The sequence below is a fragment of the Caballeronia sp. genome, assembly GCF_049581465.1.
Classification (GTDB): domain Bacteria; phylum Pseudomonadota; class Gammaproteobacteria; order Burkholderiales; family Burkholderiaceae; genus Caballeronia.
Genome location: NZ_JBAUSA010000064.1, coordinates 1 through 3100 on the forward strand (window position 1 = coordinate 1; position 3100 = coordinate 3100).

Annotated in this window: 3 protein-coding genes and 1 pseudogene; all 4 read right to left on the reverse strand. The window is 56.2% G+C overall.

Annotated features, from left to right (window positions below):
* A partial coding sequence (locus WCA53_RS01535; RefSeq protein ID WP_423904726.1) for an LON peptidase substrate-binding domain-containing protein occupies nt 1-215 on the reverse strand: 215 nt, incomplete at its 3' end.
* 204 nt (nt 216-419) lie between these two features.
* Nucleotides 420-1691 (reverse strand): ATP-dependent Clp protease ATP-binding subunit ClpX, encoded by a 1272-nt coding sequence (clpX, locus tag WCA53_RS01540; protein WP_423904729.1) that lies wholly within the window; start codon nt 1689-1691, stop codon nt 420-422.
* Between the two features lie 239 nt (nt 1692-1930).
* Nucleotides 1931-2584: an ATP-dependent Clp endopeptidase proteolytic subunit ClpP gene (clpP, locus tag WCA53_RS01545; protein ID WP_423904732.1), complete on the reverse strand. Its 654-nt coding sequence runs from the start codon at nt 2582-2584 to the stop codon at nt 1931-1933.
* Nucleotides 2585-2721: 137 nt separating this feature from the next.
* Nucleotides 2722-3100 (reverse strand): annotated as a pseudogene (locus tag WCA53_RS01550) (trigger factor); the annotation flags it as partial.

Sequence of the window (3100 nt, forward strand, 5' to 3'; positions counted from 1 at the left end):
TACATGTCCTTTTCGGTCGGCTCGTCCTTCGCCGCCGTTTTTTGAGCAACAAGCATGATGTGCTTGCCGCCTTCCATCGCAGCCTCGAGAGCCTTGATCGATTTGGGTCGTCCGACAAAAAGCGGAATCACCATGTGCGGGAAAACGACCACGTCGCGCAGCGGAAGCAGCGGGAGCGTAATACGTTCCTGCGGGAGGAGTTGGGTTCCTGACATTTCATTTCCCCAGTAGTGGAATCAGTTCATTCATAAATAAGGCCGGCGAAATGGATTGCAAGCCTTAAGCGTGTGGGAAAAGTTCAGAGAATCGAAAAAGACTTCGCGTCAATAACGTGTCAGTAACATCCACAAGATAGCCGAAAAAATAAAAAGCCGTTCACGTTGCCATGAACGGCTTCTTCGCCGACACACAGCCCTACTTTAATTCGAACCTGCAACCTTCGGCGTGTCTTCGTAGATCAACAGCGGCTTGCCGTCGCCGTCGATCGTGTTGTCGTCGACAATGACCTTGCTCACGCCCTTCATGGTCGGCAACTCGTACATCACGTCAAGCAACGCTTGCTCCATGATGGAACGCAAGCCACGCGCGCCCGTCTTGCGACGAATGGCTTTCAACGCGATAGCCTGCAACGCGCCCGGACGAATCTCCAGGTCGACGCGTTCCATGTTGAAGAGCTTGTGATACTGCTTCACCAACGCATTCTTCGGCTCGGTCAGGATCTTGACCAGCGCGGCTTCATCCAGCTTGCCGAGCGTTGCAACCACCGGCAGCCGGCCGATCAGTTCGGGGATCAAACCAAATTTGATCAGATCTTCCGGCTCGACTTCACGAAGCACTTCACCGGTATCGCGATCAATCTTGCTCTTCACGCTCGCGCCAAAGCCGATGCCCGTCTTTTCCGTACGATCGACAATGACCTTTTCCAGCCCGTCAAATGCGCCGCCGCAGATGAACAGGATGTTCGTGGTGTCGACCTGGATGAAGTCCTGGTTCGGGTGCTTGCGCCCACCTTGCGGTGGCACCGACGCCATCGTGCCTTCAACGAGTTTCAGCAGCGCCTGCTGGACGCCCTCGCCCGACACGTCACGCGTGATGGACGGGTTATCCGACTTGCGGCTGATCTTGTCGATTTCATCGATATAAACAATGCCGCGCTGCGCCTTGTCGACTTCATAGTTGCAGTTCTGCAGCAACTTCTGAATGATGTTTTCGACGTCCTCGCCCACATAGCCCGCTTCCGTCAGCGTGGTCGCGTCGGCGATCACGAACGGCACGTTCAACATGCGTGCAAGGGTTTGCGCAAGCAGCGTCTTGCCCGAACCCGTAGGTCCGATCAAGAGGATGTTGCTCTTGGACAACTCGATTTCGTCTTTCTTGTCGAGATGCTTGAGCCGCTTGTAATGATTATAGACAGCCACAGCAAGAATGCGCTTGGCACGTTCCTGGCCGATCACATACTGATTCAGAATCTCGCTGATTTCCTGCGGGCTCGGTAGATCCGATTTCGTCAGGCCAGCTTCTTCCGCCGCGCCGGCTGCTTCGTCGCGAATGATTTCGTTGCACAAGTCGATACATTCATCGCAGATGAACACCGACGGCCCAGCAATCAGTTTCTTGACTTCATGCTGGCTCTTGCCGCAAAACGAGCAATACAACAGCTTCTCGCTGTTTGAACCTTTTTTGTCCGCCATGGGTGTATGAGCCTCCGGACACTCGATTACATAATACGCTGCTCGATTCATCTGCGCAGAAACCACTTATGCAGATGCTGAAAGCGCGTGTGGCGTGCTTTTGACGCCATTTTGAGGGGGCGCCAGCAACATGTTTTTCCATGTCGCTGCGACGGATCTGGCCTGAAACCGCAACGCCCGCTTCGACTTGAACGCAAACCGCCGGCCTAGGGCGTTGCTCAAGAGCGGCGCGGCGTCGCTTAGGGACGCTTGTGCAGGACCTGATCGACGAGACCGTAGGCTTGCGCGTCGTCGCCCGACATGAAATTGTCGCGATCAGTGTCGCGGGCGAGACGATCGACCGGCTGGCCAGTGTGATGCGACAGCAACTGGTTAAGCCGCTCCTTCAGGTAGAGGATTTCCCGCGCCTGAATTTCAATGTCCGAAGCCTGTCCACGCGCGCCGCCCAGCGGCTGGTGAATCATGACCCGTGCGTTGGGCAACGCAACGCGCTTGCCCTTCGCACCGGCTGCCAGCAAGAACGCGCCCATGCTGGCAGCGAGTCCCATGCACAGCGTGGCGACGTCGGGTTTGACGAATTGCATGGTGTCGTAAATAGCCATGCCCGCCGACACCGAACCGCCCGGACTGTTGATGTACAGGCTGATGTCCTTGTCAGGGTTTTCACTTTCAAGAAACAGCAACTGCGCGACTACCAGGTTGGCCGTTTGATCGTTGACTTCACCGACGAGAAACACCACGCGTTCCTTCAGCAGGCGCGAATAGATATCGTAGGCGCGTTCGCCACGCCCACTTGTTTCGACAACCATGGGCACCAGACCGAGCGCCTTAGTTTCGAAATCGTGGGGCGCGTTATACGCCAGCGTATCCAGTAATTGAGCGCGAAAGGTCATGCAATTTCCTTGTTCGGAATAGGGATACTGAACGACGAAGGAATAACGATAAAACGGCACGCACACGGGAAAACTTGAATACAAAAAAGGCGTGCAGGCCGTCACTCCGACGGCCCGGCACGCCTTTCGGGCGTCGCTTACGCTTGCGCGGTCGCGCTGGCCAGTTCTTCGAAGCTTACTTCCTTGTCGCTCACTCGAGCCTTGCCAAGCACGAATTCGACGACGTTGCTTTCCACGACGTACGCTTCCATCTCAGCCAGGCGCTGCTGATTCGAATAATACCAGCGGACGACTTCCTTCGGGTCTTCGTAGCTTTTCGCAAATTCGTCGACTTCCGCGCGGATCTGTTCGGGCTTTGCCTGCAGGTCGTTGCCCTTGACCAGTTCGGCGAGAACCAGGCCCAGCTTGACGCGCCGTTCAGCTTGTTCAGCGAACATCTCAGCGGGGATCGGTGCGTCGGCCGCATTCGGTACGCCGCGTTGTTGCAAATCCGCGCGCGCCATTTCCACCAGACGG

Excerpts from the sequence above, each read along its gene's own strand:
- clpX (WP_423904729.1), bottom strand. The coding sequence starts at position 1,691 with ATGGCGGACAAAAAAGGTTCAAACAGCGAGAAGCTGTTGTATTGCTCG.
- clpP (WP_423904732.1), bottom strand. The coding sequence starts at position 2,584 with ATGACCTTTCGCGCTCAATTACTGGATACGCTGGCGTATAACGCGCCC.